Source organism: Sphingobium cupriresistens LL01 (assembly GCF_001046645.1).
Taxonomy (GTDB): Bacteria; Pseudomonadota; Alphaproteobacteria; order Sphingomonadales; family Sphingomonadaceae; genus Sphingobium; species Sphingobium cupriresistens.
Map to the genome: position 1 here is coordinate 231163 of NZ_KQ130434.1, position 23006 is coordinate 254168.

Below are 23006 nucleotides of genomic sequence, written 5' to 3' on the forward strand. Positions count from 1 at the left end.
ACCGCGAACAGGGAAGAGACGATGGCAGGCGCCAAGAACCACGATTATCATATCCTTCCGCCCAGCATCTGGCCGCTCTTCGGCTCCATGTCGGCGCTGGTCATGGCATTTGGCGCGATCATGTGGATGCATCCCGACGCGATGCCGGCCGGCGGCGGCTGGGTCTTCCTGCTCGGCGTCGCCGGCGTGCTGTTCACCTTCTACAGCTGGTGGGCCAATGTGATCACCGAAGCGCATGCCGGCGACCATACGCCGGTGGTGCAGTTGCACCTGCGCTACGGCATGATCCTGTTCATCGCATCGGAAGTCATGTTCTTCGTCGGCTGGTTCTGGGCCTTTTTCGACTTCTCGCTCTTCCCCAGCGCGCTCGCGCCGATCGAAGGGCTGTTCCCGTCCAAGGGCATCGAGGTGATGAACGCCTTCGAACTGCCCTTGCTCAACACGCTGATCCTGCTCTGCTCGGGCACCACCGTCACCTGGGCGCATCATGCGCTGATCCATGGCGACCGCGAAGGCCTGAAAAAGGGCCTGTGGTGCACGATCCTGCTCGGCCTGCTCTTCTCGTCGATCCAGGCCTATGAATATGCCCATGCGCCGTTCCCGTTCGGCGGGTCTCCCTACAGTTCGGGTTTCTACATGGCGACCGGCTTCCACGGCTTCCACGTCATCGTCGGCACGATCTTCCTGATCGTCAATCTGGTGCGCGTCTATAAGGGCCACTTCACCCCGCGCCAGCATTTCGGCTTCGAAGCCGCCGCCTGGTACTGGCATTTCGTCGACGTGGTGTGGCTGTTCCTGTTCGTCGCCATCTATGTGTGGGGCGGCTGGGGCGCGCCGGTCCACGGCGGCTGAACGACCGTCAGTCACTGACGACAAGACGGCCGGGGCGATGCTCCGGCCGTTTTCTTTTGCCCTGTCGATCGCTACAAGGATATCCATGACCGATCAGCCCGCACCCGCCCGAATCCCGCTGATCGCCACGATCATCGTCGCGCTCGCGGTGCTGACGATGATCGCGCTGGGCGTCTGGCAACTCCAGCGCCGCGGTGAAAAGGAACAGGCGTTGGCGCTGGCCGCGGCCAATCCCGGCCGCTCCGCCGTCGCCTTCCCGATGCTGCCGCCGGTCGCGCCCGACATCCTGTTCCGCCCCTCGTCGGTTCATTGCCTGCGCGTCGTGGGCTGGCGGATCGAGGCGGGTCGCGCCGCCGACGGATCGACCGGCTATCGTCATATCGCGCAATGTTCGACCGGGGCGGAGGGACCGGGCGCACTGGTCGCGATCGGCGTGGGGCAAAAGCCCGACGACAAGCCGAACTGGACCGGCGGGCAGGTATCAGGCTGGATTTCGGAGGAGCCGGACCACCGCGCCCTGCTATCGCGGATCGGCGGCAAGGTGACGCCCCTGCGCCCGATGCTGATCGCGCGCCAGGCCCCGGCGGGCCTCAAGGCCGCTGCGCCGCCCAGCGCCGCTGACGTCCCCAACAACCATCTCGCCTATGCGGTGCAATGGTTCTTCTTCGCTGGCGTCGCGGTCATCATCTACATATTGGCGCTGCGTCGCCGGAACGGGCCGAAATCCTCCTAAACGCTTGCTCCCGCGCGCGCGGATCGTTACCGCGCTTTCCCATTATGCAATATCAAAGCACCAGGGGCACCGCGCCCGCGCTCGGTTTCGAAGACGTCACGCTGGCGGGGCTGGCGTCCGATGGCGGCCTGTATCTGCCGACCAGCTGGCCGGCCTTTACCGCCGATCAGATCAGCGCCCTTGCCGGCCTCTCCTATGTCGAAACCGCCGTCCGGGTCATGGCGCCTTTCGTCGCAGGAACGCTGACCGAAGACGAACTGCGGGAACTCTGCACCGCCGCCTATGGCCGCTTCAGCCATCAGGCCGTGACCCCGCTGGTTCAGCTCGACCATCAGCATTGGCTGCTGGAACTGTTCCATGGCCCGACGCTCGCCTTCAAGGATGTCGCGCTCCAGCTGCTTGGCCAGTTGTTCGAACGCTTCCTCTCGCGCCGCGACGATCATTTGACCATCGTCGGGGCGACGTCGGGCGACACCGGGTCGGCGGCGATCGACGCGGTGGCGGGCCGCGAAAAGATCGACATCTTCATGCTCCATCCCGAAGGGCGGGTGTCGGACGTGCAGCGCCGCCAGATGACCACCGTGCTGGCCCCCAACGTCTATAATATCGCGATCGAGGGCAGCTTCGACGATGCGCAGGCGCTGGTGAAGGCGATGTTCAACGACGCCGCCTTCAAGAACCGCTTCAACCTGTCGGCGGTGAACAGCATCAACTGGGCGCGGCTGATGGCGCAGGTCGTCTATTATTTCTACGCCGCCGTTCGCCTTGGCGCGCCTGAACGCGAAGTCGCCTTCTCGGTCCCCACCGGTAATTTCGGCGACGTGTTCGCGGGCTATGTGGCCGCGAAGATGGGCCTGCCCGTCGCGAAGCTCATCGTCGCCACCAACGTCAACGATATCCTGCACCGCGCCTTGTCCGAAGGCGATTATAGCCAGGGCCAGGTCGTGCCGACCGCCACCCCCAGCATGGACATCCAGGTCAGTTCCAATTTCGAACGGCTGTTGTTCGACGCGGGCGGCCGCGACGGCCTGGCGCTCGCCGACCAGATGCGCGGCTTCGAAACCAGCAAGGCGATGCGCCTGACCAATGCCCAGCGCGACGGCGCGGCGCATCTGTTCAGTTCCGCCCGCGTCGATGCCGACGGCATGACGATGGCGATGCGCTGGGCCTATGACGGCGCAGGCCAGATCCTCGACCCGCACAGCGCGATCGGTCTCGCCGCCGCGCGCGAAGCGGGCATCGATGCGCACATCCCGGTTGTCACGCTGGCGACCGCCCACCCCGCCAAGTTCCGCGACGCCGTCGAACGCGCGACCGGCACCCGCCCGCCGCTTCCCGCGCGCGTCGGCGACCTGTTCGCGCGCGAGGAAAGCTACGCCAAGCTGCCTGGCACGTTCGAGGCGGTCACCGCTTATGTCGCCGAACGCGCGACCCCGCGCGGCTAAGTTGGAACTCAAGACCCTCATCGGCGAACCCTGGTCCGACTACGGCCTGCTCGACAGCGGCGACGGGCGGAAGCTGGAGCGCTATGGCCGCTTCCGCTTCATCCGCCCGGAACCGCAGGCGATGTGGAAGCCCGCGACGACCGACTGGCGCGCCGACGGCGAATTCATCCCCGGATCGGACGAGGATGGCGGCGGCCGCTGGTATTATGAAAAGCCGGTCCCGGCCGAAGGCTGGCCGCTCCACTGGCGCGAAGTCACCTTCCAGTCGAGCTGCACCCCGTTCCGCCATCTCGGCTTCTTCCCCGACATGGCGCCGATCTGGGACGATCTGCGCGCCACCTATGCGGATAAACCCGATGCCGAGATCATGAACCTGTTCGGCTATACCGGTGTCGGCACGCTGGCCCTGTCGGCCGGCGGCGCGCGCATGGTCCATGTCGATGCGTCCAAGAAATCGGTGGCGCAGGCCCGCGCCAATGCCGACCTGTCGGGCATGGCGGACAAGCCGGTCCGCTGGATCGTGGAAGACGCCGCCAAATTCGTCGCCCGCGAAGTGCGCCGCAATCGCCGCTATGACGGCATATTGCTCGACCCGCCCAAATATGGCCGCGGTCCTGACGGCGAAGTGTGGCGGCTGGAGGAAGACCTGCCCGGTCTGATCGCCAATTGCCGGGCGCTGCTGGACGCGGACAGCCGTTTCCTGTTCCTGACCGTCTATGCGGTGCGCATGTCGGCGCTGGCGATCGGCGAATTGCTGCGCCAGGCCTTCGCAGACCTGCCCGGCACGGTCGAGGCGGGCGAACTGGCTGTGCGGGAAGAAGCGCGCGGCATCGCGCTGCCCACGGCGATCTGGGCGCGCTGGAAACGGTAAGCTATGTGCGGTTGGCTCAGGCCAGCGTCAGATAGATTTCCGCCTCGATCACCCAAGCGCCGTCGACTTCACGCCATTTGGCGCTGTAGCTCCCCGATGCTTGGGCTGCACCATGCACGACGCCCTGCCAGACGCCATGCTCCATCGCGATCGGCTCCACGGGCGACGCGACGATGGTTTCGGGCGTGCGGGTATAGATCATGCGCGGCTTGGCAGCGAACTCGCGCTTCCACGCCATCAACTGCGCCTTGCGTCCGGCAATGACCGCGCTGTCGGTGCCCGTCACCATGACGACATCCATCGCCAGCAGCGGCCCGACAGCGGCCAGATCCGCCTCGGCCAGCGCCCGGTTGAAGGACGCGCGCGCCAGGCGGATGGCGAGGTCGGCGGTGGGGGTCATTTCCAGATAAAGCTCTCGAAGCGAACGTGGCTTGATTACCCGCAACGGGCCGACATAATCGCCATCGCCGCGTCATAACTCACGGTCAGCCGATCGGCGCGATAATCCATCGTCATCGCCATGCCCGGCCCGCCCCAGCGCAATGTCTTCGCGCCTGACGCCTTGAGCAAGGCCGCGCCCACCTGCGCGCTCGCCTTCTGTCCGACGAAGCTGTCCAGGCCATCATTGCGGCATGGTCCTTCGGCGCTGACGGGCGGGGTGGCCGGTCCCGGCCCGTTCGCCCCGGCGCACGCGACCAGGGACAGAGCCATCAGGCTTACAATCACCATCCGCCCAGCCCGCTTCATCGCCGCTCTCCTATTCCGTGCGCGTCATCTTCAACCGGCCATTTTTGACCGCAAAGGCCATGCGGCCTTCGACCAGGTCAACCGCGTCGCGGCCAAATTGTTCATAACGCCAGCCTTCAAGGATGGAGAGGCCGTCACGCACGCCCGCGGCCAGCGCGTCGATATCGTCCGTCCGCGCGATCAGCCGCGACGCGACATTGATGTCGCGCGACCGGATTTTGAGCAGCAGCTTGAGCAGGTCGGCGACCAGCGCCCCGTCCTTGCCCAGACCCGGCCGCTTGGGGTCGCGTTCGGGCATCTCGTCCTTGCCCAGCGGCTGGTGCTTGGCCAGCGCGTTCATCAGCCGCGCGCCGATATCGTTGGTCCGCCAGGTCGCGCTCAGTCCGCGCACCTTGCCCAATTCTTCCTGGGTGCGCGGCGGATGGCTGGCGATGTCGGCCAGCGTTTCGTCCTTGACGATGCGGCCGCGCGGCAGATTCTTGTCCTGCGCCTCGATCTCACGCCAAGCGGCCAGAGCCTTCAACCGGCCCAGCACGTCCGCCTTCTTGCTGGCGATCCGCACGCGCTGCCAGGCCTGCTGCGGGTCGTTTTCATAATGGGACGGATCGCTGATCCGCTCCATTTCCTGGTCCAGCCAGTCGCCGCGCCCGGTCTTGCGCAATTCTTCCAGCATCTTGGGGAAAATCTGGATCAGATAGGTGACGTCGCCGATCGCATAGTCGATCTGCCTTTTGTCCAGCGGCCGCCGCGCCCAATCGGTGAAGCGCGCGCCCTTGTCCAGCACCACGCCCATCCACGCATCGACCAGATTGCCGTAACCGATCTGCTCGCCCAGCCCCAGCGCCATCGCCGCGATCTGGGTGTCGAACATCGGGTGCGGCGTCTTGCCGGTCAGGTTGTGGACGATCTCGATATCCTGCCCGCCGGCATGGAAGACCTTCAGAACATCCTCATTCTCGCACATCAGGTCGAGCAGGGGCTTCAGGTCGATGCCGGGCGCCTTGGGATCGATCGCGGCGGCCTCGTTCGGGTCGGCAACCTGGACCAGACACAGTTCGGGCCAATAGCTGTTTTCCCGCATGAACTCGGTATCGACGGCGATATAGGGCGATTTGGCGATGCGGGCGCAGAAATCGGAAAGCGTCTTGCTGTCGGTAATCAGCGGATGAATTTGCATATGGTCTTCGATCTTATTATGGGCTGGCCCGCGTCCGGCGGACTGGTCAATGCTTGACAGCATAGGCCATAGCGGGACTGCAACACTTTGTCATTTCCGTAAAACGAAGCTGAAAGACCAAAACGCCATGCACGCCTATCGCACCCACACCTGCGGCGCCCTGACCACGGCCGATGTCGGCACTGAGGTCCGCGTGTCGGGCTGGGTGCATCGCAAGCGCGATCATGGCGGCGTTTTGTTCGTCGATCTGCGCGATCATTATGGCATTACGCAGGTGGTGGCGAAGGCCGACAGCGATCCGCTCCGTACGCTGGAATCGCTCCGCCTCGAATCCGTCGTGACGATCGACGGTCATGTGGTCGCCCGCGCCGCCGAAGCCATCAACCCGCGCATGGCGACCGGCGAGATCGAGATCGTGGCCGACAGCGTCACCATCCTGTCCACCGCCGCCGAACTGCCGCTGCCGGTCGCGGGCGAACAGGACTATCCCGAAGATATCCGCCTGCGCTACCGCTTCCTCGACCTGCGCCGCGAAACGCTGCACGCCAATATCGTCAAGCGCACGAAGATCATCTCGGACATGCGCCGTCGCATGGAAGGGATCGGCTTCACCGAATATTCGACGCCGATCCTGACGGCGAGCAGCCCCGAAGGCGCGCGCGACTTCCTGGTGCCCAGCCGCATCCATGCCGGCAAATTCTACGCCCTGCCGCAGGCGCCCCAGCAATATAAGCAGTTGCTGATGGTCGCCGGCTTCGACCGTTATTTCCAGATCGCCCCCTGCTTCCGCGACGAAGATCCGCGCGCTGATCGTCTGCCCGGCGAATTCTACCAGCTCGACCTCGAAATGAGCTTCGTGACCCAGGAAGATGTCTGGAACACGATGGAGCCGGTCATCGCCCAGGTGTTCGAACAGTTCGCCGACGGCAAGCCCGTCACCCCGGCAGGCAGCTTCCCGCGCATCCCGCACGCCGAGGCGCTGCTGAAGTACGGCAGCGACAAGCCCGACCTGCGCAACCCCATCCTCATCACCGACGTGACCGAGCATTTCGTCGGATCGGGCTTCGGCATCTTTGCGAGCCTGGTCGACAGCGGCAGCGTGATCCGCGCGATCCCGGCGCCCGGCGCAGGGGCTGGCAGCCGCAAATTCTTCGACGAGATGAACAATTGGGCGCGGGGCGAGGGCTATTCGGGCCTGGGCTATATCAACATCAAGGATGGCGTCCCCGGCGGTCCCATCGCCAAGAATCATGGCGAGGAAGCGACCGCGAAGCTGATCGAAGCGCTCGGCCTCGGCCCCAATGACGGCGTCTTCTTCGCAGCGGGCAAGGAATCGCAGGCCGCCAAGCTGGCGGGCCTCGCCCGCACCCGCGTCGGCGAAACGCTGGACCTGATCGACAAGGACCGCTTCGACCTGTGCTGGATCGTGGACTTCCCCTTCTACGAATATGACGAAGACACCAAGTCGGTCGATTTCGCGCACAATCCCTTCTCCATGCCGCAGGGCGGGCTGGACGCGCTGAACAATCAGGACCCGCTGACGATCAACGCCTATCAATATGACATGGTCTGCAACGGCTATGAAATCGCTTCCGGCTCGATCCGCAACCAGTCGCCCGAACTGATGGTCAAGGCGTTCGAGCTGGTGGGCCTCAGCCAGCAGGATGTGGAGGATCGCTTCGGCGGCCTCTACCGCGCCTTCCAGTACGGCGCGCCGCCCCATGGCGGCATGGCGGCGGGCGTCGATCGCATCGTGATGCTGCTGTGCGGCGCGCAGAATCTGCGCGAAATCACGCTGTTCCCAATGAACCAGCGCGCCGAAGACCTGCTGATGGGCGCTCCCAGCGCCGCCGAATTCAAGCAGCTGCGCGAACTCCATGTCCGCGTCGTGGAGCCGCAGGCGAAGGCCTGATCCCTATACTTTCCAGTTCCGTTCGGTTCGAGTAGCCTTCGAGCGAAGCCGAGAAGGCGTATCGAGAACAAGTTTCTCGACAAGCTCGAACCGAACGGGAGTGGAGCATTGACCATCGACCTTGCCGACTACGAAAAGGGCGCGAAATATAAAGGCGACTATGACGCCGACCTCCTAGCGGTCCAGCGGCGCCTCGCCAAGATTCAGGTCGCGCACATCCTGCACGGCAAGCGCAGCGTCGTCCTGCTGGAGGGCTGGGACGCCGCGGGCAAGGGCGGCATTATCAAGCGGATGAGCGCCGACTGGGACCCGCGCTATTATCAGGTCCACCCGATCGCAGCCCCCAATGAGGAGGAGCGCGACCATCATTTCCTCTGGCGCTTCTGGACGCGCCTGCCCGCCAGCCGCAATATCGGCATTTTCGACCGTAGCTGGTACGGCCGCGTGCTGGTTGAGCGGGTCGAGGGCTTTTGCAGCAAGGCCGACTGGAAGCGCGGCTATGACGAGATCAACGCCTTCGAAAAGCAACTGGCGCAGGATGGCGTCAATTTCGTCAAACTCTTCGTCCATATCACCCAGGAAACCCAGGACGAACAGCTCGCCCAGCGGCTCGATACGCCGTGGAAGCGGTGGAAGACCGGCGCGGACGATTATCGCAACCGCGCCCGGCGGGCCGACTATCTCGACGCGATGCACGCCATGTTCAAGAAAACGGACAGCAAGCACGCGCCCTGGCAGGTGATCGACAATAACCACCGCAAGGCCGGGCGGATCGCGGCCCTGACCTATGTGGCCGATCGGCTGGAAAAGTTGGTGCCGATGGATTTCCCCGATGCGGACCCTGCCGTGGTCAAACTGGCGCAGGACGCATTTGGCTATAAATCCAAATGAAATCAGCTACTTGTAACAAAATTGTCATGAAATTCTAACCGCGCATTTACCATTGACCGTCTAAGCCGCTGTCCATGTTAGCTGCGCCCATCGCCATGCCCGATCCGTCCGTCGTCCCCGGTCTGCCCCTGGCGGAGCGGACGCCGGTCGTGCGCCTGGGCCAGCCGCTGAGTGAAGCGGTTGACTGGTTCCAGCGCGATTCGGGGCTGCGCCTGCTGCCGGTGCTGGATGCGCGCGACCGGCCGGTGGGCGCGATCTACGAGCGCGACATGCGCCGTATCCTGTTCAACCCCTTCGGTCACGCGCTGCTGCGCAATCCCAGTTTCGGCGGGCGGCTGGACGATCATGTCCGCCCCTGCGCCACCGTCGATCGCACCGCCAGCGTCGAGGCGCTGGTCGATCTGTTCGCGGCGCAGGGCGCGGGCTGCGACGGGTTGATCGTCACCGACGCTGGCGTCTATAGCGGCGTGCTCGGCGGCGGGCTGCTGCTGCGGCTGGCGGCCGATCGCGACGCGCGACTGGCGCTGGCGCGGACCGCGCGGGTTGAGCAGATCACGCAGGAAAGCGCCGCCTTCCGTCAGGATATCGCCACGATGATCGCCGACATGGCGGCGATGGCGCAGCGGCTGTCCGCGCTGGCGGGGCAGGCGGCGGAGCGGGCCGCAGGCGACGGCGCCGATTCGGCCGCCATGGCCGTCGCCGCGGCGCAGACGGCCGAGCGGCTGGCCGACCTGGCGTCGGGCGGCGCGGAATTGGGGCAGTTGTTCCGGGCGATGGAGGCCGAGGCCCAGGCGGCGGGCGCAGCGATAGCGGAGGCGGCGGCGCGCAGCCGGTCCGGGGTCGAACGCAGCACGGCGCTGCGAGTCGAGGCCGACGGCATCGGCGAGGTCATTGCGCTGATCGACAGCATCGCTCGCGCGACCGCCATGCTGGCGCTCAATGCGGGGATTGAGGCGGCGCGTGCGGGGGAGGCGGGGCAGGGCTTCGCCGTGGTCGCGCGAGAGGTGAAGTCGCTTGCCCAGCAGACCCGCGACGCGGCCGCCGGCATAGCCGGGCGGATCGACCATATCCGCACCGCCATCGGCGAAGTGGCGGCCGGTCACGCCCATATGGACGCCACCATGGCCCGCGCCGACCGGCTGTCGGCGGCGGTGTTCGAGGCGGTGGCGCGGCAGAGTCTCTTCAGCCGGACCATGGCGGACAGTGTGGCGGAGGCGGGATCGTCCAGCGCCCATATCCGCACCGGCGCGCGCCAGATCAGCGACAATGCCCAGGCCACCGTCCTGGCGGCGCGGGGGATGCGCGACGTCGCCGACGCCCTGGCCGACGAAGCGCATCGGCTGGAACGGCGCGCGGGCGGCTTCATCGCGGCCATTCGCGCCGCCTGAACGATCCCTCTGGCGTCTACGCCGAAACGCGCTAGGCTATGGTTCCATAATAAGGAGAGGACGCCATGCTCGTGATGTTCGTCGGCACTGATCGCACCCAGACCGCGATCAACCCTGCGCAGGTCACCTTCGTTTCCTCGGTCAGCAACGGCACCCGCATCCGCTTCGGCGAAGGGCGCAGCGTCACCGTGACCGAACCGATCGATGCCGTGCTCGACAGTCTCAACCAGGCGCTGCGCCCGCACGAATGAAAGAGCGGTTGCGCTCCTGTTTTCGCAGGAGTTCGAGCGTCTCTATTCCGCCAGCTTCTTCGCCAGCGCGTCCTCCGCGCGCTGCGCATAGGCGCGGCAGGCGCGGGGATCGAGAAACGGATTGGGCGTGCGCGCCCTGGCCAGTCGCGCCAGCCTGTCGGCTTGGTCGTCGGCCGGGTGGGACGGGATCAGCAGGTCACACCGCATCGCCTTCACCCGCGCGAAGCTGGTGCGAAAGGCGTCGACGAACGGCCGGTGCGCCGGATCGGCGAAGCGCCAGCCATCGGGCGCGATGGGATTGAGGCTGGAACCGAAGACGATCGTCCGGCAATCCTTCCCCTCGCAACTCTTCCAGCTCCAGCTCATGCTGCCCAGCGTATGGCCTGGCGTGGCATGGGCGGTGACCGCGGTATCGCCCAGCCGGATCCCTTCCCCATCGCGCACGCGCCGCACCTTCGCGACGCCGGGGAATCGATCCAGCCACGCCGCCTGCGGATCGTCGGGGTCGCCGCCCCCCGTCCGCAGCACCGCCGCCCCGGCCGCGCTGGCGATCACGGTCGCGCCGCTGTCCCGCGCCAGCCCGGCGATGCCGCCGGCATGGTCATAATGGGGCTCGGTGGAGAGGATCAGCTTCACCTGTTTGATCGACAGGCCGAGCTGGCGGAGATGCGCCGCAATCTCCGGCACCCCTTCCGGGACGCCGCCATCGATCAGGATCAGCCCCGCGCTGGTGCGGATCATCGCGACGTTCAGGTCGCCGAACCCGACCAGATAGGTCGATCCGTAGAGTCTGGCGGGCGATTGCGGTTCCATCCACTTGGCATGATCGGGCGCGACCGGCGGTGATGCGGCGCCGCCGGGTTTGCCCGCACCCATGGTCGCCATCCCAGCCAGGCTGATAGCGAATGCCACCGTTTTCCGCATGATCCTGCCTCCATTGCTTCTTGAAGGCGAAGTTGCCCTGTCGGACGGCCGCTCGCAAAGCAACATTTCTCGACAGAGCCATGAGCCAGGCTTATGGCTCTTGCCCCATGGACCGCGCTCAACTGCCCCTGAACGCCCTGCGCGCCTTCGAGGCGTCGGCGCGCCATCTCAACTTCACCAAAGCCGCCATCGAACTGTGCGTCAGCCAGGGCGCGGTCAGCCAGCAGGTGGCGGGGCTGGAGGCGCGACTGGGCGCGCCGCTGTTCCGCCGCCTGCCCCGCGGCCTGATGCTGACCGACGAAGGCCGCGCGCTGCTGCCGGTCATGGGCGACGCGCTCGACCGGATCGGCGCGACGCTGGACCGGATCGAGGGCGGCCGCCCGCGCGAAATCCTCAATCTGGGCGTCGTCGGCACCTTCGCCTCCGGCTGGCTGCTGGATCGGCTGGCGGATTTCGAACGGGCCTGCCCCCATGTCGATCTGCGCATCATGACCAATAACAACCGCGTCGATCTGGCGGGGGAGGGGCTGGACCTCGCCATCCGCTTCGGCGACGGCGCCTGGCATGGCACCCATGCCGACCCGGTCCTGCGCGCGCCGCTCGCCCCGCTCTGCACGCCTGACGTCGCAGCGCGCCTGCCCGATCCGGCCGCGCTCGCGCGTGAAACCCTGCTGCGTTCCTATCGCGCCGACGAATGGCCGCGCTGGTTCGCGGCGGCCAGCGCCCTCTGTCCGCCGCTGCGCGGGCCGCTGTTCGACAGTTCGATCCTGATGGTGCAGGCGGCCCTGCGCGGACTGGGCGTCGCCCTCGCCCCGCCCGCTATGTTCGACGCGGATCTGCGCGCCGGTCGCCTGGTCCAGCCCTTCGCCACGGCGGTCGATCTGGGCGGCTATTGGCTCACCCGCCTGATGTCGCGCCCGGACAGTCCAGCGATGGCGGATTTCCGGCGCTGGCTGATCGCCGCCGCCGGGGTCTGATCGTTCGCGCATAGGCGCAGAGAATGCAATGGATGGTTTGACGGGCTCGCTATGCTCTATTCGTGCCTGGCGACCATGAAATAGCCGATTGCTTTCATGCAATCACGAAAAGCGCAAAACCGCCACAACTGTCCAACTTGTTGTCTCAATCACGCGGGATAGGCGATCGCCATCACCTCATATTCCTTCTCCCCCGCCGGCAGGCGCACGCGGCGCAGGTCGCCCACCGCCGCCCCGCGCAGCGCGCGCGATATGGGCGATCCCCAGCCGATCCGCCCCGCGTCCACATCCGTCTCGTCATTGCCGACGATGGTGACGGTGCGGTGATTGTCGTCCTCGTCTGCGATGGTGACGGTCGCGCCGAAATAGACCCGTCCCTTGTCGGGCTGTTGCCGGGCATCGACGACCTTGGCGTCCTTCATCTTCTTCGACAGGCGTTTCAGCTGAAAATCGATCTCGCGCATCCGCTTGCGGCCGTAGAGATAGTCGCCATTCTCGCTGCGGTCGCCATTGCCCGCGGCCCAACTCACCACCTCGACGATGCGCGGCCGTTCGGTGCCCAGCAAATGGTCATATTCGGCGCGCAGCTTTGCGAAGCCTTCGGGCGAGATATAGTTGGGATAGGGGACGGTCATGGCGCAGCCTTATCCGTTGCCGGGGTGGTTGCGCAATTTTGTTCGCGCAGAGGCGCAGAGATGGCAGAGAAACGGATTGGCGCGGAGACGCGCAGGCGCGGAGATTTTGGGGAGCGGCCTTCTGCCGAAGAAACCGCCGCGCAGCGGCCTCAAAACCCTCCGCGACTCCGCGTCTCCGCGCGAACCAAAAATCACCCCGGCGTCTGCTTGCCCAGATAACGGCTCAGCACCGCATTGGTCCCCCGGAACTTCGCCCGCTCCGGGTTCATCGCCTCATAGACCACGGCGTTTTCCAGCACGCGCTGCACATAGTTGCGCGTCTCGAAAATCGGGATCTGCTCGATCCAGCGCAGCATGTCCGCGCCCGGCATCCGCGGGTCGCCATTGGCGCGGACCCATTTGTTCACATTGCCCGGCCCGGCATTATAGGCCGCCACCGCCAGCGGATAGCTGCCGCCATAATAGTCCAGCATTCGCTGGAAATAGCCCGACCCCAGCATGATGTTGTAACTTGGATCGTTCAGCGAGGCGGGTGCGTAGCTCATGCCCATCTTGCCCGCCTGCTCGCGCGCGGTGCCGGGCATCAACTGCATGAGGCCGCGAGCGCCCGCATGGGACACGATCTGCTTGTCGAACTGGCTTTCCTGCCGCGCGATGGCGTGGATCATGGTCCAGCTATATTGGGCTTGCGCCGGCACGGGCACGCGCGGGAAGGCGCTCTGGCCGTAACCGCTCAGGCCGCTGGACACGGCGCGGCGGCCGACCATCACGCCCATGTCGGGACGGCCGATCTTCTGCGCCAGTTCGGCCGCCAGATAATGGTCGGTGTCGCTATCGGCATTGTTGGCGATGGCGCGGGCGAATTTGCTCTGATCCTCCCAATAACCCATCTGGCCCAGCGCCTGCACCGCGCGCACCACCGTCCGATTGTCGAACGCGGCGCGCTCGGCCGCAGAAATCGGCACCGGCCGCTCGACCGTGGCGGGGGCGGGGATCGTTCGGCCCAGCCGCTCCAGCGCCAGTTGCCCGTAAAACTGGTCGGGATAGACGCCCGCCTGATTGAAATAGCTGTTGGCGGTAGCCGCGTCACCGGACTGGAGCGCGGCGCGACCGGCCCAATAATAGCCCTTTGACTTGGTCTGGGGCGATTTGGCCGCATCGGCATAGCGGCGGAACATCGTCACCGCGTCGGTCGGGCGATTGAGGTTGTAGAAGGCGGTGCTGCCGGCCAGCCAGGCCAGGCTGGTATAATCGTCGCGCACGCCGATCGGTTGGTCGCTGACGTCTGCGCCGGGCGGCACCGCATCGTCGATCTTGCTGGCGATGCCGTAGGCGAAGCTCCACTGGCTGTCGTTGGCGGCGGCGCGGGCTTGCCCCAGCAGGACTTCGTAAAATTCCTCCGGCTTGCTCGGCCGGTAGGTGACGGCGTTGCGGTTCGCCAGATATTGCCGTGCCGCGACCCAATTGCCGCTGTCGCGCAACCACACCGCCTTGTCGGCGATGAAGCCCGCATCGCTTGCGCCCATGGCTTCGGCCGCTTGCATCAGCATCGCCGCGTCGGGCGCCTTGCGCCGGAACGCGATTCGCGCCTGGAACACCGGCCGCCGGGCGGGACTGACATAGGCGATCATCCGCGCCGCGCCATTGCTGTCATTGGCCCAGAGCAGCGCATCGGCGCGCTGGTCATGATCCGCGGGCGTCAGGGTGGAGCCGAACAGCGACAGCAGCCGCGCCTCGTCGGTGGGGCTGAGCGATCCGCCGACCCAGGCGTTGCGGGCGGCGATCCGGGCTTCGTCCATCCGGCCGAGCTGCATCAGCGCCACGGCGTTGCGGGCATGACCGGTCGCGGTGCGCGCCGGGAAGCGTGCGAAGAAGCCCGCCACCTGGCTGGGATCGAAACTGTCGGGATTGATCCCCGTCTCCGCCAGCCGCCGCATTCGGTCCTCGCCCGGCCAGCCGGGATTGGCGACGATGAAGCTGGCATAGGTGGAAAAGCCCAGGCCATCGCTCTGTTGCAGCGCGCGCCACTGGCTGATCGTGCTTGCGATGCCGCCATCCTGCGCCACGCCGATCCGGCCCTGCGCCTGTTGCCAGGGGCTGGGGCCCCCTAACCCCTGACCGTCCTGCGCGGGCAGCGGCTGCACGACCGGCCCCTGCGTCGGATATTCGGGCGGCACGCGCTGGACCGTCTCGGTCTGGGCGCCGGCGCCGGCGGTCATGAGCAACAGGGCGATGATGGGCATGCGGATCAGATAACTTTCGACATGGGTTGTGGCGCGCATGCTGGACATAATCGCAATTGCATCCTTATCAGGCCCTGAATGACGCGCTATAGCGCCCGGCTCGAATGATCATGCCCCGGCCGCCCGGAGATTTGAAGGAGTTTAATCATGTTTTCGGGCTCGATTCCGGCTCTGGTGACCCCGTTTCGCGACGGGCTGGTCGATGAGGCGGCGTTTCGCGCGCTGGTGGACTGGCAGATAGCGGAAGGATCCAGCGCGCTCGTCCCCTGCGGCACCACCGGCGAAAGCGCCACGATGACGGTCGAGGAGCATAATCGCGTTATCGCCATCTGCGTCGATCAGGCCGCCGGGCGCGTGCCGGTGATCGCGGGTTGCGGGTCCAACGACACCCGAATCGCGCTGGAACATATGTATGCGGCGCAGGGCGCTGGCGCGAACGCCGCGCTGGTCGTCGCGCCTTATTATAACAAGCCTAATCAGGATGGCGTCTATCAGCATTTCGCCTGGCTGGCCGAACGCTGCGACCTGCCGATCGTCCTCTATAACGTGCCCGGCCGCACCATCACCGACATCGGCGTGCCGGTCATGTATCGTCTGGCCGAGGAATATCAGTCGATCGTCGGGATCAAGGACGCGACCGGAAATCTGGGGCGGGTCACCGCCCAGCGGCTGGCTTGCGGTCCCGACTTCTGCCAGCTTTCGGGCAATGACGAAACGGCGCTGGGTTTCAACGCGATGGGCGGCAAGGGGTGCATCAGCGTCACCGCCAATGTCGCGCCGCGTCTGTGCGCCGATTTCCAGGCGGCCTGCGCAGCGCATGATTGGGATGGCGCCCTGGCGTTGCAGGATCGTCTCTATCCCTTGCACGACGCCCTGTTCAGCGATTCTTCACCCGGCCCGGTTAAATATGCGCTCACGCGCGTTCGCGCAGATATGCCCAGCGACGTCCGCCTGCCGATCACCTGGCCGTCGGAATCGAGCCGGGCCGCGGTCGATCGCGCGCTGGAAATTGCGGGCCTGGTGTAAAGTTGCGGCTGGTGGCCCATATGATGTGGCCCCCTTTTATGAAATGAGTAGTTAGACAGTCATGGCCCGCCCCCGTCCCGCAACCTTCGACAAGAAGAAGATCGTCGCCGAAAACCGGCGCGCGCGCTTCGACTATTTCATCGAGGACGTGTTCGAGGCCGGCATCGCCCTGCAGGGGACCGAGGTGAAGGCCCTGCGCGGGGGCGAGGGCAATATCGCCGAAAGCTATGCCGAGGTGAAGGGCAACCAGGTGTTTCTGGTGAACAGCAACATCCCCGAATATAGCCATGGCAACCGCGAGAATCACGAGCCCAAGCGGCCGCGCAAGCTGTTGCTGCACGAGCGCGAGATCGAGAAGATGCACAGCGCCGTGTCGCGCAAGGGCATGACTTTGGTGCCGCTGATGATCTATTTCAACAGCACCGGCCGCGCCAAGATCGAGCTGGCGCTGGCCAAGGGCAAGCAGAATCACGACAAGCGCGAGACGATCAAGGATCGTGACTGGAAGCGCGACCAGCAGCGCATCATGCGGGACAAGGGCTGATGAGCCGCCTGACCCGCTGGTGGCACGCCAATTGCCCGACCCGCGAATCGCTGGAACAGAGCCGCGTCCTGGCCCCCGTCGCCCATCGCGTGTTGGAACCCTCGCTCTGGCGCTTCACCCGCCGGTCGGTGCCGCGCGGCGTGGCGCTGGGCCTGTTCGTTGGCATCTTCCTGCTGATCCCCGGCGTGCAGATCGCCGGCGCGGCGTTGCTGGCGCTGCCGTTCCGCGCCAATATCCCGGTCGCCGCCGCGATGACTTTCCTCTCCAATCCCGCCACCACGCCGCTGATCCTGATGGTGTCGGTCTGGCTGGGCAACTGGATGCTGGGCCGCAGCGCCGACGCGACCGGCTTCATGGCGCTGGTCGATGGCCATGCCACCGTCAGTCAGTGGACCACATGGCTCCTGTCCGAAGCGGCGCCCGCGATGCTGCTCGGCCTCTTCCTGATCTCGCTCGCCAGCGCCGTCATCGGCTATGTCATCGCAGACTGGTTCTGGCGCCGCCGCATGGGGCGGAAATGGCAGGCGCGCAAATTGAGGATTGGCAAGGTCCATCAAAGCGGCGCATTGGAGAAGGCCGCCGGCGTCTGATCGGCGGAACATTCAGGTCCAGTTTCGTGTCAGAGGTGTCAGGTTGAAAAGAGGTGAAGAGGCTTGGCTGATGCAGCCGCGCTCGCGCTTGGCGCTGCCGCTGCTGATCCTCGCCGCCCTGGCCTCCGCCGCGCTCGTCCTCTACGCGGTGGGCAGCTGGCCGCTTGCCGCCGGTTTCGCCGCGACGATCCTGACCGCAGCAGCGCTGCTGACCTGGTATCAGCATCTCTATCCGCCGCAGATTTCGAACCGGGAGGCTACGCCCGACTGGACCGTGGCCCGCGCCGCGGCCGATGCGTCGAGCATGGCGATCGCCGTCACCGACCGGGGCGGACGGCTGGTCTGCGCCAGCGACCTGTTCGGCGAATGGTTTCCCGGCTACCCGACCCCGCCCGGCGTTACTGCCGACGCGGGGCTCAACGACGCCCTCTCCGCCGCCGCCCGTGCCGCCTGGCGCGATGGCGAGGCCAGGCATGAGGGCGTGGCGCAGGGCGCGCTGCGCCTCGACGTCGATGTCGCCCGCACCGGCCGGTCGGAAGATTATCTGCTCTGGCGCTTCTCGCCGGTGCGGCAGCCCAGCGCGCTGGACGACGTCAACCGCTTCCTCACCGGGGAAGCGGGCCGCCAGCTCGGCGAAGCAGGCATCATGGCGGTGCTGATCGGCGGAGAAGGGCGCATCCGCGCCGCCAATGGCGCCTTCCTGCTGCGTGCCGCCGGGCGGATCGACGCCAATATCGTCGGGCGCGATTTCGCCGCCCATATGCGGGTGGACGACAAGGGACGGCTGTTCCTAGCGCGCGAGGAGCAGGGCGGCCTGCCGCTGCGCCTGCTCCAGGTGCCGTTGAAGCGCACCGCCCAGCCCAACGGATCGCAAGCGTCGATGCAGGATGGGCCGATGCTGCTGCTGTTGATTGACGAGCCGGCGGGCGGCGGCGGCACGTCCGCGCTGTCCTATATCGAAACCCTGTTGTCGCTGCTGCCCTTCGGCCTCGCCATGGCCGATCGGGACGGGCGCGTCCTGTTCGTCAACAACGCCTTTGCGCGGGTCGCGGGATTGAAGTCTGGCGACAAGCCCAGCTATCCCGGCGATCTGGTCGTGCGGGAGGATCAGGCGGCGGTCGCCGACGCGGTGCGCCGCTTCGCCGTCGGCCCGCAAATGTCCGGCGACATCGCGGTGCGGATGCGCGACACGCCCGATGATCCGATCGCGCTCAGCCTGGCGGGGGTGCGGGGGCTGGGCGAAGCGGCGGTGCTGCTCAGCCTCAAGGACAATAGCGAGGAATCCAAACTCAAGCGCCAGGTCGCCCAGGCGACCAAGATGCAGGCGATCGGTCAGCTCGCCGGCGGCGTCGCGCATGATTTCAACAATATCCTGACCGCGATCATCGGCCATTGCGACCTGATGCTGATGCGCCATACGCCGGGCGACAGCGACTATGACGATATCCAGCAGGTCAAGTCGAACAGCAATCGCGCGGCGGGCCTCACCCGCCAGTTGCTGGCCTTCTCGCGTCAGCAGACGTTGCGGCCGCAAATCTTGCAGCTGCCCGATATCGTCGCCGACGTGTCCAACCTGCTCAAACGCCTGCTCGGCGAAAATGTGAAGCTGGACGTGACCCATGGCCGCAATCTGGGCGCGATCCGCGCCGATCCGGGCCAGTTGGAGCAGGTGATCGTCAATCTGGCGGTCAACGCCCGCGACGCCATGCCCGAAGGCGGCACCGTCAATATCCAGACCTATGCCGTCCCTGCGATCAAGGTGCGCGAAATGCGCCAGCAGATTTTGCCGGCGGGCGATTATACCGCGCTGCGCGTGTCCGACACGGGTCTCGGCATCCCGCCCGACATATTGGCGAAGATCTTTGAACCGTTCTTCACCACCAAGGAACTGGGTAAGGGTACGGGGCTGGGCCTCTCCACTGTCTATGGCATCGTTAAGCAATCGGGCGGCTATATCTTCGCCGAATCCGAACTGGGCCGCGGTGCCAGCTTCGTCATCTACCTGCCGGTCTATGCCGGCGCCGACGCGCAGCAGCCGGCCCCGGTGAAGGCGCCCGCGCCCCGGCCCGAAACCTGGGGCACCGGCACCGTCCTGCTGGTGGAGGATGAGGATATGGTCCGCGCCGTCGCCGAACGCGCGCTGACGCGGCAGGGCTATAAGGTGCTGACCGCCAATGACGGCGAACAGGGGCTGGAGGCGCTGAACGGCCCGGAAAAGATCGACCTGCTCATCTCCGACGTCGTCATGCCCAATATGGACGGCCCCGCGATGGTCGCCCAGGCCCGCCGCGCCTATCCCGACCTGCCGGTGCTGTTCATGTCGGGCTATGCCGAGGAACAGCTGCGCAAATCAATCGACATCGCCAATGTCGCCTTCCTGCCAAAGCCTTTCTCGGTCAGCCAGTTGGCGGAGGCCGCACGCGACGCGCTGGCCATGCATCCGGCGCCAAAATGACCTTGCGCGGGATCAAGGTGAATATGCTGGGCAAGTGGGTGGTGATCGGTTAGCGAGTCGGCTGCATCAACGGGGATTACGCAGCATGTCGGACGGCAAGAGCATATTGATTGTCGAAGATGAAGCGATGATCGGCATGATGCTGGAGGATTATCTCGACGCGCTGGGTTATCGGCTGCACGCCGTTGCGGCCTCCGTCGACGAAGCCTGCGCCCATGCGCGCGAGGGCGGGTTCGACGCGGCGCTGGTGGACTGCAATCTCCAGGGTGAAAAAAGCTGGCCTGTGGCTGATATCCTGGTGGAGATGGACATTCCCTTCATCTTCGCGACCGGCGGCATGGCCGATGATCTGCCGCCCAGCCACGCCGATCGGCCGACCCTGGCCAAGCCTTTCACCATCGGGGCGGTCGAGCGTGCCTTGGGCAAGGTTTTGGGCGCATAAGCTTGGCTGGATTGCGGCGGGATAGGAAATTTCCGTTCCCCTCTTGTTCTTTAAGAACAAACAGGATACATCATCGTCCAGGCGTACGGAACCCATGCGTTCCGCTTGACAGAGGACTGGCCGATGACCGCAATGCTCTCACTCATCGATTCCAAGAAGAACGGGACAATGGACAGACAGAAAGCATTGGACGCGGCGCTCGCGCAGATCGACCGCGCCTTCGGCAAAGGCTCGGCCATGAAACTGGGCAGCCGCGAGAAGCTGGAGATCGAAGCGATCTCTACCGGCTCGCTCGGCCTCGACATTGCGCTCGGCATCGGCGGCCTGCCCAAGGGCCGCATCATCGAGATTTACGGCCCGGAAAGTTCGGGCAAGACTACGCTGGCGCTCCATGCCATCGCCGAAGCGCAGAAGGCGGGCGGGACCGCCGCCTTCGTGGACGCGGAACATGCGCTCGATCCGGGCTATGCCAAGAAGCTGGGCGTCGATATCGACGAACTGATCGTGTCGCAGCCCGATACCGGCGAACAGGCGCTGGAGATCGTCGATACGCTGGTGCGCTCCAACGCGATCGACATATTGGTGATCGACTCCGTCGCGGCGTTGGTGCCGCGCGCGGAAATCGAGGGTGAGATGGGCGACAGCCATGTCGGCCTACAGGCGCGCCTCATGTCCCAAGCGTTGCGCAAACTGACCGGCTCGATCTCGCGCTCCAAATGCATGGTGATCTTCATCAACCAGGTGCGCATGAAGATCGGCGTGATGTATGGCAACCCGGAAACCACGACCGGCGGCAACGCGCTCAAATTCTACGCCTCGGTCCGCCTCGACATCCGGCGCACCGGCCAGATCAAGGATCGCGACGATATCGTCGGCAACGCGACCCGCGTGAAAGTGGTCAAGAACAAGGTCGCCCCGCCCTTCAAGCAGGTCGAATTCGACATCATGTATGGCGAAGGCATCTCCAAGATCGGCGAAATTCTCGACCTTGGCGTCAAGGCCGGGATCGTGGAGAAGTCGGGCGCCTGGTTCTCCTACGACTCGATCCGCATCGGTCAGGGCCGTGAAAATTCCAAGACTTTCCTCAAGGAACATCCCGAACTGGCGGACAAGCTGGAAAACGCCATCCGCGGTAAGACCGAAGAAGTCGCCGAAAAGATGATCACCGGACCCGATGCGGAGGATGATGGCGAATAAGCCCTGAAACAACCCCGGCCGGATCAGCCGGGGCGCGGTTCACCGGCTCTCGCTCGCCTTGCGCATCACGCTCTGAAAAGGCCCGCCGCGTCCGCGCGCGACGGGCCTTTTACCGTGACCGCGCAGACGAAAGGGGGACGTGCCATCGCTTCCGTCATCTCCCGGCACATGAATTCCGTCCAGGCGGCGGAACATAAAGCGCAGGCAGGTTTTTCAGGCCAGGCCATCTGGCCACCGCCATATCAATCCACCAAGGCCGCCCCATTCTGCTTGTCCCATCCTGCGGCCGTTCAAGACTTCTTGCTAACGCCGTGCAGCCTCCCGATGCTGTCCCGGACGCGCCGATTCGACCCGTCCCCTCTCACACCGGAACCCATTCCATGCGCGTCGCCATTGAAGCGATCCTCGACTATGACTTTGCCGAACCGACCGACGTGCTGCTCGCGGTCGAGGCGGCCGGGCTGCCCGACCAGCGGGTCGTTTCCCAGTCGCACATCATCGACAATGCCGGGCCGCTGACCAACAAGGTAGGCGGCAGCGGCATCGGCCGCCGCACCTGGACCCGCACCGGCACCGGCCGGATGCTCAGCACCTATCGCGCCACGGTGGAGGTCGATCGCGCGCCAGTCGATATCGCCAACCTCTCCAAAAGCCCGCTGCCCAGCCTGCCCGAAGAGGTGCTGCCCTTCATCTGGCCCAGCCGCTATTGCGAGGCCGACCGTTTCGGCAGCTTCGTCAGCAGCCATTTCCCGGATATGGAGGGCGGCGCGCTGGTGCAGGCGCTGGTCGATTGGGTGCACGAGAATCTCGTCTATGTGCCGGGCAGTTCGGACATTACGACCACTGCGGCAGACACCTTCGTCGCCCAGCAGGGCGTCTGCCGCGATTTCGCCCATCTGACCGCCGCGCTGATCCGATCGCGCGACATTCCCGCCCGGCTGGTATCGGTCTATGCGCTGGGCCTTGATCCGCCGGACTTCCATGCGGTGGTCGAAGTCTGGCTCGACGGCGCCTGGCGCATCGTCGATTCTACCGGCCTCGCGCCGGTCGAAACCATGGTCCGCATCGCCGTCGGCCGCGACGCCACCGACATCGCTTTCATGACCGTCTTCGGCGGCGCGATGATGAACGCCCAGTCGATCACGGTAACGGCAGCATAGACCGTCCGCTCGCCTCGGCCATCGGGTTGAAAGGCGGTTATATATTTGAAAAAGATATGCCTGTTAGGGACCGGGCATGAGCAACGAACGCCAATTGACGGGCAACGCCGGCGTCCATCATGTCGCGCGCGAACTGTCGCGACATGGTTGGAACGTGATGCTCACCGTCCACAACGCCCGCGGGGCCGACCTCTACGCCGTCTCGCAATGTGAGCGGATCGTTCATCCCATTCAGGTAAAGGCCCATAGCGCCAGGCCCAACGATGTGCGCCTGGGGCTTCAGCCCGAAGCGATCGTTACGCCATGGTGGGTCTTAGTTGCGGACGCGCTATCGCGCAGCCCAACTTGCTATCTCCTGTCACTGGACGAAATCCGGCAACATATGGTGCGTGATCCGGGAACCCGCTCCGGCAAGCCGGAAGCGCAGCGCGCCTTCTGGTTCGATCGACGCTTCTACACGCCCGCCAGCGATCGCGAACTGCTCGATGCGCGTGAAGCATGGACAAGGCTGGGTGTCCCCCGGACGCTGACCTGATCAACGGCGAC

Annotated in this window: 23 protein-coding genes; 17 read left to right on the top strand and 6 right to left on the bottom strand. The window is 65.5% G+C overall.

Annotated features, from left to right (window positions below; all coding sequences use genetic code 11):
• Positions 1-21: 21 nt before the first annotated feature.
• From V473_RS01105 to V473_RS01120, 4 genes are all read left to right on the top strand, one after another.
• On the top strand, positions 22-852 hold the full coding sequence (locus V473_RS01105) for a cytochrome c oxidase subunit 3 (protein WP_066599492.1): 831 nt from the start codon (positions 22-24) through the stop codon (positions 850-852).
• Positions 853-937: 85 nt separating this feature from the next.
• Entirely contained in the window at positions 938-1585 is a 648-nt protein-coding gene (locus V473_RS01110; RefSeq protein WP_066599494.1) for an SURF1 family cytochrome oxidase biogenesis protein, read from the top strand.
• Positions 1586-1629: 44 nt separating this feature from the next.
• Positions 1630-3030 (top strand): threonine synthase, encoded by a 1401-nt coding sequence (gene thrC, locus V473_RS01115; protein WP_066599495.1) that lies wholly within the window; start codon positions 1630-1632, stop codon positions 3028-3030.
• Between the two features lies 1 nt (position 3031).
• A complete protein-coding gene (locus V473_RS01120) occupies positions 3032-3901 on the top strand; it encodes an RsmD family RNA methyltransferase (protein WP_066604810.1) in 870 nt (289 codons plus the stop codon).
• Between the two features lie 16 nt (positions 3902-3917).
• Here the strand turns inward: V473_RS01120 and V473_RS01125 are convergent, their stop codons facing one another.
• The 3 genes from V473_RS01125 to rnd are packed head-to-tail and all read right to left on the bottom strand — an operon-like array spanning position 3918 to position 5825.
• Positions 3918-4301 carry a nuclear transport factor 2 family protein gene (locus V473_RS01125; protein ID WP_066599496.1) on the bottom strand — a complete coding sequence of 128 codons (384 nt, stop codon included), beginning with the start codon at positions 4299-4301 and terminating at the stop codon, positions 3918-3920.
• 35 nt (positions 4302-4336) lie between these two features.
• Positions 4337-4648 carry an I78 family peptidase inhibitor gene (locus V473_RS01130; protein WP_082678937.1) on the bottom strand — a complete coding sequence of 104 codons (312 nt, stop codon included), beginning with the start codon at positions 4646-4648 and terminating at the stop codon, positions 4337-4339.
• Between the two features lie 10 nt (positions 4649-4658).
• Positions 4659-5825 (bottom strand): ribonuclease D, encoded by a 1167-nt coding sequence (rnd, locus tag V473_RS01135; RefSeq protein ID WP_066604812.1) that lies wholly within the window; start codon positions 5823-5825, stop codon positions 4659-4661.
• A gap of 127 nt (positions 5826-5952) precedes the next feature.
• Between rnd and aspS the strand changes: the two genes are divergently transcribed.
• The 4 genes from aspS to V473_RS01155 all read left to right on the top strand — a co-directional run bounded on the left by aspS (position 5953) and on the right by V473_RS01155 (position 10267).
• The gene (gene aspS, locus V473_RS01140; protein ID WP_066599500.1) at positions 5953-7737 is read left to right on the top strand and encodes an aspartate--tRNA ligase; all 1785 of its coding nucleotides are present in this window, start codon (positions 5953-5955) and stop codon (positions 7735-7737) included.
• Between the two features lie 108 nt (positions 7738-7845).
• The gene (locus V473_RS01145) at positions 7846-8628 is read left to right on the top strand and encodes a polyphosphate kinase 2 family protein (RefSeq protein ID WP_066599502.1); all 783 of its coding nucleotides are present in this window, start codon (positions 7846-7848) and stop codon (positions 8626-8628) included.
• 74 nt (positions 8629-8702) lie between these two features.
• On the top strand, positions 8703-10016 hold the full coding sequence (locus tag V473_RS01150; RefSeq protein WP_066599503.1) for a methyl-accepting chemotaxis protein: 1314 nt from the start codon (positions 8703-8705) through the stop codon (positions 10014-10016).
• 65 nt (positions 10017-10081) lie between these two features.
• On the top strand, positions 10082-10267 hold the full coding sequence (locus V473_RS01155; RefSeq protein ID WP_066599506.1) for a hypothetical protein: 186 nt from the start codon (positions 10082-10084) through the stop codon (positions 10265-10267).
• 42 nt (positions 10268-10309) lie between these two features.
• Here V473_RS01155 and bla read toward each other — a convergent pair whose 3' ends face one another.
• Complete coding sequence (bla, locus tag V473_RS01160; RefSeq protein ID WP_082678938.1) at positions 10310-11191, bottom strand: subclass B3 metallo-beta-lactamase; 882 nt, start codon at positions 11189-11191, stop codon at positions 10310-10312.
• Between the two features lie 107 nt (positions 11192-11298).
• On the opposite strand from bla, the gene V473_RS01165 reads away from it, so the two are divergent.
• Complete coding sequence (locus V473_RS01165) at positions 11299-12168, top strand: LysR family transcriptional regulator (RefSeq protein ID WP_066599508.1); 870 nt, start codon at positions 11299-11301, stop codon at positions 12166-12168.
• A gap of 149 nt (positions 12169-12317) precedes the next feature.
• Here the strand turns inward: V473_RS01165 and greB are convergent, their stop codons facing one another.
• Positions 12318-12803: a transcription elongation factor GreB gene (gene greB, locus V473_RS01170; RefSeq protein WP_066599510.1), complete on the bottom strand. Its 486-nt coding sequence runs from the start codon at positions 12801-12803 to the stop codon at positions 12318-12320.
• Positions 12804-12994: 191 nt separating this feature from the next.
• On the bottom strand, positions 12995-15046 hold the full coding sequence (locus tag V473_RS01175) for a lytic transglycosylase domain-containing protein (RefSeq protein ID WP_408021499.1): 2052 nt from the start codon (positions 15044-15046) through the stop codon (positions 12995-12997).
• 147 nt (positions 15047-15193) lie between these two features.
• On the opposite strand from V473_RS01175, the gene dapA reads away from it, so the two are divergent.
• From dapA to V473_RS01215, 8 genes are all read left to right on the top strand, one after another.
• Positions 15194-16072, top strand: coding sequence for a 4-hydroxy-tetrahydrodipicolinate synthase (gene dapA, locus V473_RS01180; protein ID WP_066599514.1), 879 nt, complete (start codon positions 15194-15196; stop codon positions 16070-16072).
• Between the two features lie 61 nt (positions 16073-16133).
• The gene (smpB, locus tag V473_RS01185) at positions 16134-16616 is read left to right on the top strand and encodes an SsrA-binding protein SmpB (protein WP_066599515.1); all 483 of its coding nucleotides are present in this window, start codon (positions 16134-16136) and stop codon (positions 16614-16616) included.
• Positions 16613-17206 carry a DUF2062 domain-containing protein gene (locus V473_RS01190; protein ID WP_066599516.1) on the top strand — a complete coding sequence of 198 codons (594 nt, stop codon included), beginning with the start codon at positions 16613-16615 and terminating at the stop codon, positions 17204-17206. Before smpB ends, V473_RS01190 begins: the two co-directional genes overlap by 4 nt.
• Before the next feature lie 70 nt (positions 17207-17276).
• Positions 17277-19661 (top strand): hybrid sensor histidine kinase/response regulator, encoded by a 2385-nt coding sequence (locus V473_RS01195; protein WP_201785466.1) that lies wholly within the window; start codon positions 17277-17279, stop codon positions 19659-19661.
• Between the two features lie 85 nt (positions 19662-19746).
• A complete protein-coding gene (locus tag V473_RS01200) occupies positions 19747-20103 on the top strand; it encodes a response regulator (protein WP_066599520.1) in 357 nt (118 codons plus the stop codon).
• A 123-nt stretch (positions 20104-20226) separates the two neighbouring features.
• Positions 20227-21300: a recombinase RecA gene (recA, locus tag V473_RS01205; protein WP_066599522.1), complete on the top strand. Its 1074-nt coding sequence runs from the start codon at positions 20227-20229 to the stop codon at positions 21298-21300.
• A gap of 380 nt (positions 21301-21680) precedes the next feature.
• Positions 21681-22460, top strand: coding sequence for a transglutaminase-like domain-containing protein (locus V473_RS01210; RefSeq protein WP_066599525.1), 780 nt, complete (start codon positions 21681-21683; stop codon positions 22458-22460).
• Between the two features lie 76 nt (positions 22461-22536).
• Entirely contained in the window at positions 22537-22995 is a 459-nt protein-coding gene (locus tag V473_RS01215) for a hypothetical protein (RefSeq protein WP_066599529.1), read from the top strand.
• Positions 22996-23006 lie beyond the last annotated feature (11 nt).